The organism is Pseudopedobacter sp. (assembly GCF_040392825.1).
Taxonomy (GTDB): domain Bacteria; phylum Bacteroidota; class Bacteroidia; order Sphingobacteriales; family Sphingobacteriaceae; genus Pseudopedobacter.
In genome coordinates, this window is sequence record NZ_JBEBVH010000255.1 from 1 (window position 1) to 5,587 (window position 5,587).

A 5,587-nucleotide genomic window follows, 5' to 3' on the forward strand; every position below is an offset into this window, starting at 1 on the left:
TCTAAATAAAATACCGAATATTAAATCGACTATGTGATCGGAAAAGTAAAGGAAATTTATACAGATAACGAATAGGTTGGCAGATTATTTGTTCTTTTTACCCATATCTATGTTTAACAACTTAAAGAGGAGGGTATTATGGCTAAGAGCACTTTAGAAAAGCTTAACGAACAAAAGGAAAAAGAATTAGAAAAAAGAGAACGTCATCCTGAAAAATCCGAAGGCAAAACAGGGAACGATAGTCCAACATCTGTTATAGACGATATAGATGATTTTACAACATCTCCTGCTGACAGGGCAAGAAAGCATAAAGGTCCGATAGGTTTGGATAAAGAACCGGGAGTTTAAAAAGAATCACTTTATAGGGCAGCGTGAGAATGATATAATTAAGCTCATGCTGCTTTTTTTGTAAAATGCCAATTATGCTTAATAAATGGACGATTTTGCAAAATTTTTTTATCTATCAAATTAGTTACTTGCAGAAAGTTTGAAACCTAGATCTTTCTAAAAGTAACGGAATGAAGAAGTATTGTTTGGCTCTTGATTTAATAGATGATCCTATATTAATTAAAGAATATACGGAATGGCATGAGCGGGTATGGCCAGAGGTATTGGAAAATATCAAGTTGTCGGGGGTGATGAATATGGAGATATATCGTTACAAAAACCGCTTATTCATGATTATGGAAACCAGCGAATTATTCTCCTTTGAGAGAAAGGAAGTGATAGACCAGGAAAGTGAAAAGGTACAGGAATGGGAAAAAATAATGTGGAAGTACCAAAAAGAAATGCCTGGGGCCAAACCTGGAGAAAAATGGGTTTTAATGGATAGAATATTCTCATTGGCAGATTTAGAAAGCCATTAATTCATAGTAAGGCGCTTTTTGTAATAAACAGGTGTTATATTCATCACCTTTTTAAAGGTTTTTGAAAAATGATGCCTGTCGAAAAAACCACAATCAAACGCTATCTCATCTATGGTCTTATCCGTATGGTGCATAATACTACACGCGTTTTCTACTTTAACCTTTATCACATATTGTTGAATTGAAATTCCAGTGCTTATTTTAAATAATCTGGAAAAGGAATTTACAGCCATGTTTGCTTTTTCTGCCAGCTCTTCATTAGTTATTTTTAATTTGAAATTTTTCTCGATAGTGCGCATAGCAGTAAAAACCCGTTGATCTATAGTCTCATATTTCCAGGTATCGTTTTTTAAGTGAAGTAAAGAATCACTAATTAACTGCTTAATCTGCATACACTCGTTAAAACTGAATATGGTATCATCCTTACATGATTTTTGTATTCGCTGTATAAGATTATATGTATAATCATCACATGGGGTTACGTTAACTCCTTTTTTTGCGAAATCCAAAGGAAATCCCAAAGAAAAATGAATAAACAAATGATCTATTTTATTGTCCTTTTCAATAGTCTCAAGGGTTTCGTTGTTTCTTATTTTTCTTCCGGAAATACTTTCTTCGCTATTGTTGTCCTGCTTTAATCTTGTTGCGAATTTAGTATGCGGTGGTATGATCACAATACTTCCCTTTTGAGGTTCTACAACTATATTTTCGAAATAAATCTTGGCTCCCGCAATAGTATTGTGGTAAATGCGCCAGAATGGAACAGAGAAATCATTGCACTCCCATTCGTCTAAAACCCAATATCGGCAACATAAAAGTTTAATATTTACATCGTTAAAAATCTGAATTATTTCAGATGGGTCTCTTTTTGTTTTCTCTGTTACTTTTTCTTTCATTGTATGTTTGTTTTGTACATAAATATGAATGATATATATACACAAATACTGAAATAAGTTTGTGTACTTTACATTAATCAATTATAGGCAAAAAAATACAAAGAAACCTATAGCTTACAATTATTAAAAAACTGAGATAGTTCGGGTATTTACCCGGGGTTGGAATGTATTTGGTTGTTTTTGAGTTTGTTAAATGAATGTTAAACCTTAAAATGAATTAAACATGAAACCGCAATTACTTAAAGTTTCCATGGGACCTGCACAGTCATTTAGTGTACGTCAGGATTCAAGACCAGTGATGAATAATAAATGGCATTATCATCCCGAAGTTGAACTTATACATTTTAACAAAGGTTACGGAACACAATTCGTGGGAGACAGTATTGCTAAATTCGAATCGGGAGATCTTCTTCTTATTGGTTCGAATCTGCCTCATTACTGGAAATTCGAAGAATCATTTCTGAATGAGTCACCTTATGACGCAGATATTAAAGTGGCGCACTTTTCAGAGAATTTTCTGGGAAACCTTTTTCTGAATCTTCCCGAAAATAAACCCATTAAAGATATTCTGGAGAAATCAAAAAGAGGAATTAGAATAATTGATGGAGATAAAGGGAAAATTGCAGAATTATTAGACTTAATGTTACTATCTAACGGTACAGAAAGAATTATTTATATGATTCAGGCCCTTTTGGAAATTAGCAGGAGCAAGCATATAGAAGTTTTATCATCTCTGGGATTTGTTTATAATATGGAGGAAATAGATAAAGATAGAATCAAAGATATTTACGAGTACTCTTATGCAAATTTCAGAAATAAGATAAATTTAGAAGAGATAGCAGATGTTGCAAAGGTTAGTCCTAATTCATTCTGCAGATATTTTAAATCGAGGACTCAAAAAACATACTCTCAATTTTTAATGGAAATAAAAGTGGGGCAGGCTTGTAGGCTATTAATTGATAAAAAGATGAATATCAAACAGGTTTGTTATGAAAGCGGATTCAACAATTTTGCAAGTTTTCACAAATGTTTTAAAGGTATAACTGGTAAAAGTCCTTTAATGTATCAACGAGAATTCTCGGCAGTTTAAATTATCATGATGAATAAATCTTCAATCTTTAAATACGCTTTTGCTGCATTTACATTTACAGCTGGTTCTATTTATGCACAGAAATCCAAAACCATCTATCATAAAAATTGGATAGATTTTAATAAGAACGGAGTAAAAGACGTCTTTGAAGATCAATTGCAGACCGTAGAAAACAGAGTTGAAGATTTATTATCCCAAATGACTGTTGCTGAGAAAACAAACCAAACGGCGACTTTATATGGATACGGCAGGGTACTTAAAGATGAAATGCCGACGCCAGATTGGAAACAGGCTATTTGGAAAGACGGTATAGCAAATATGGATGAGGCATTAAATAGTCTCCCCAATAATAAAAAAGCGCAAACCGAGTATTCATTTCCATATAGTAAACATGCCGAGGCGATAAACACGCTTCAGAAATGGTTTATAGAAGAAACCCGTTTGGGAATTCCGGTAGATTTTACCAATGAAGGAATACATGGCCTTTGCCACGATCGGGCAACACCATTTTGTGCCCCAATAGGAATAGGTAGTAGCTGGAATAAAAACTTGGTGAGGAGGGCTGGAGAAATTGCAGGTCGTGAAGCTAAGGCCTTAGGCTATACAAATGTCTATGCACCTATTCTCGATTTGGCAAGAGATCCAAGGTGGGGAAGGGTAGTAGAATGTTATGGTGAAGACCCCTTTTTAATAGGAGAGCTGGGGAAAAATATGGTGAACGGATTGCAAAGTAACGGAATTGCTGCTACTTTAAAACATTATGCCGTATACAGCGTACCAAAAGGAGGAAGGGACGGGCATGCCAGAACCGATCCGCATGTTACACCCAGAGAATTACATCAGATTCATCTGTACCCATTTAAAAAAGTAATTCAGGAAGCGAAGCCATTTGGGGTCATGAGTAGCTATAATGATTGGGATGGTATTCCGGTTACAGGAAGCTTCTATTTCCTGACCGAGTTGTTAAGAAAACAATATGGATTTAATGGATACGTAGTTTCTGATAGTGAAGCGGTTGAGTTTATAGCTTCTAAACACAGGGTAGCTAAAGATTTTAAGGAAGCTTCGGTTATTGCGCTGAAAGCGGGTTTGAACGTATGGACAAACTTTAGACAACCAGAAAACTACATCAATAACTTAAGAGCCTCCGTTGCAGATGGTTCTTTAGATATGAAAACTTTAGACCAACGGGTGCGGGAGGTATTATCTGTAAAGTTCAGATTAGGGCTTTTTGATAAACCCTTTACAGAAAATCCGAAAGTTTCAGATAAAAAAGTACATACCTTAGATGATCAAAAATTTGCTGAGCAAATGAATAGGGAGTCTATAGTTTTACTGAAAAATGCAAATGAATTTCTTCCATTAGATAAAAATAAAGACCAAAAAATATTGGTTACAGGGCCACTGGCAACAGAAATCGGTTATACAATAAGCAGATACGGACCTTCAAACAATCCATCGATCTCTATTTTAGAAGGGTTAAAGCAATACAATAACGGGAAATTAAATATTGATTTTGCTAAAGGTTGTGAGGTTGTAAATGACGGCTGGCCGGGAACAGAAATTATAGACGAACGTATTTCTGAAAAAGAGCAGCAAATGGTAAATGAAGCTGTGGAAAAGGCAAAAAACTCAGATGTTATTATAGCTGTTGTAGGAGAAAACGAAAAAATAGTTGGTGAAAGTTTGTCAAGAACAAGTTTAAATCTCCCAGGCAGGCAATTGAACTTATTAAAAGCTTTGCATGCAACAGGGAAACCCGTTATAATGATTTTAGTAAATGGCAGACCTTTAACAATAAACTGGGAAAATCACTATTTAACCTCCATATTAGAAACCTGGTTTCTGGGGCCCTCTGCTGGTAAAGTGGTGGCAGAAACAATTTTTGGTGACAATAATCCCGGCGGAAAGCTCTCGGTTACTTTTCCAAAATCAATAGGCCAAATCGAGCTAAATTTCCCTTTTAAACCGGGATCTCATGCAAATCAGCCATCCGCTGGAGATAATGGCTTTGGAAAGTCAAGAGTAAACGGTGTTTTGTATCCTTTTGGCTATGGTCTGAGTTATACAAAATTTGAGTACAGTAATTTAAGTTTAGATTTTGCTGATAAAGACAGTATTTCTGCCAGTTTTATACTGCAGAATATTGGAAAAAGAGCAGGGGACGAAGTAGTTCAGCTTTATTTTAGAGATTTGATAAGCAGCATCATTACATACGATACACAGCTGCGGGCTTTTGAAAGAATACATTTAAAAGCAGGTGAGACAAAAAATATCACGCTGAAATTCGCTAAAAAAGATTTGGCAATGCTGGATAAGGACATGAAATGGACAGTTGAACCTGGAGAGTTTGAAGTACAGATAGGCAGTTCTTCAGAAGATATCAGGCTTAGAGAAAAATTCACATTATAAAGCCAATATAATGGTATAAATATGCCAAAATAAGAGAATAGAATAAGTCTAACAATCATTTATTTGCGAATAGTAATTATAATAAGTACCTCATCATGAAAATCGCATTAAACTTTTTTTTAGCATTTATTCTCTTAATCAATTTTGGTTGTAAAAAATCGAAAGAGGCAGAAGCTGTCAAAAAGGAGGATGATAAGGAAGTCCCTCCACCAGACCTAGATACAGAGCCATACAAGCCTACAACAAATATGCTTTTTGTTAACACGGATGGCAGCCTGGGATACAATTTCTATGCTAATGAGGGAGAGACGCAGAAAGTAAAT

Annotated in this window: 6 protein-coding genes; 5 read left to right on the forward strand and 1 reads right to left on the reverse strand. The window is 35.1% G+C overall.

Annotated elements, in window-relative coordinates; translation table 11 throughout:
* The first annotated feature begins 138 nt into the window (after nt 1-138).
* Nucleotides 139-348: a hypothetical protein gene (locus ABWO41_RS14790; protein ID WP_353139694.1), complete on the forward strand. Its 210-nt coding sequence runs from the start codon at nt 139-141 to the stop codon at nt 346-348.
* 170 nt (nt 349-518) lie between these two features.
* Nucleotides 519-866, forward strand: a complete 348-nt coding sequence (locus ABWO41_RS14795) for an L-rhamnose mutarotase (protein WP_353139697.1) — start codon at nt 519-521, stop codon at nt 864-866.
* On the opposite strand, the gene ABWO41_RS14800 is transcribed toward ABWO41_RS14795, so the two are convergent.
* Nucleotides 863-1,762, reverse strand: coding sequence for a helix-turn-helix domain-containing protein (locus tag ABWO41_RS14800; protein ID WP_353139700.1), 900 nt, complete (start codon nt 1,760-1,762; stop codon nt 863-865). The two genes, ABWO41_RS14795 and ABWO41_RS14800, sit on opposite strands and share 4 nt — an antisense overlap.
* Nucleotides 1,763-1,985: 223 nt before the next feature.
* Between ABWO41_RS14800 and ABWO41_RS14805 the strand changes: the two genes are divergently transcribed.
* From ABWO41_RS14805 to ABWO41_RS14815, 3 genes are all read left to right on the forward strand, one after another.
* Nucleotides 1,986-2,852, forward strand: a complete 867-nt coding sequence (locus ABWO41_RS14805) for an AraC family transcriptional regulator (protein WP_353139703.1) — start codon at nt 1,986-1,988, stop codon at nt 2,850-2,852.
* Nucleotides 2,853-2,858: 6 nt separating this feature from the next.
* Nucleotides 2,859-5,264, forward strand: coding sequence for a glycoside hydrolase family 3 N-terminal domain-containing protein (locus tag ABWO41_RS14810; protein ID WP_353139706.1), 2,406 nt, complete (start codon nt 2,859-2,861; stop codon nt 5,262-5,264).
* A 95-nt stretch (nt 5,265-5,359) separates the two neighbouring features.
* Nucleotides 5,360-5,587, forward strand: a 228-nt coding sequence (locus tag ABWO41_RS14815; RefSeq protein ID WP_353139709.1) for a hypothetical protein, incomplete at its 3' end; no start/stop codon positions are given.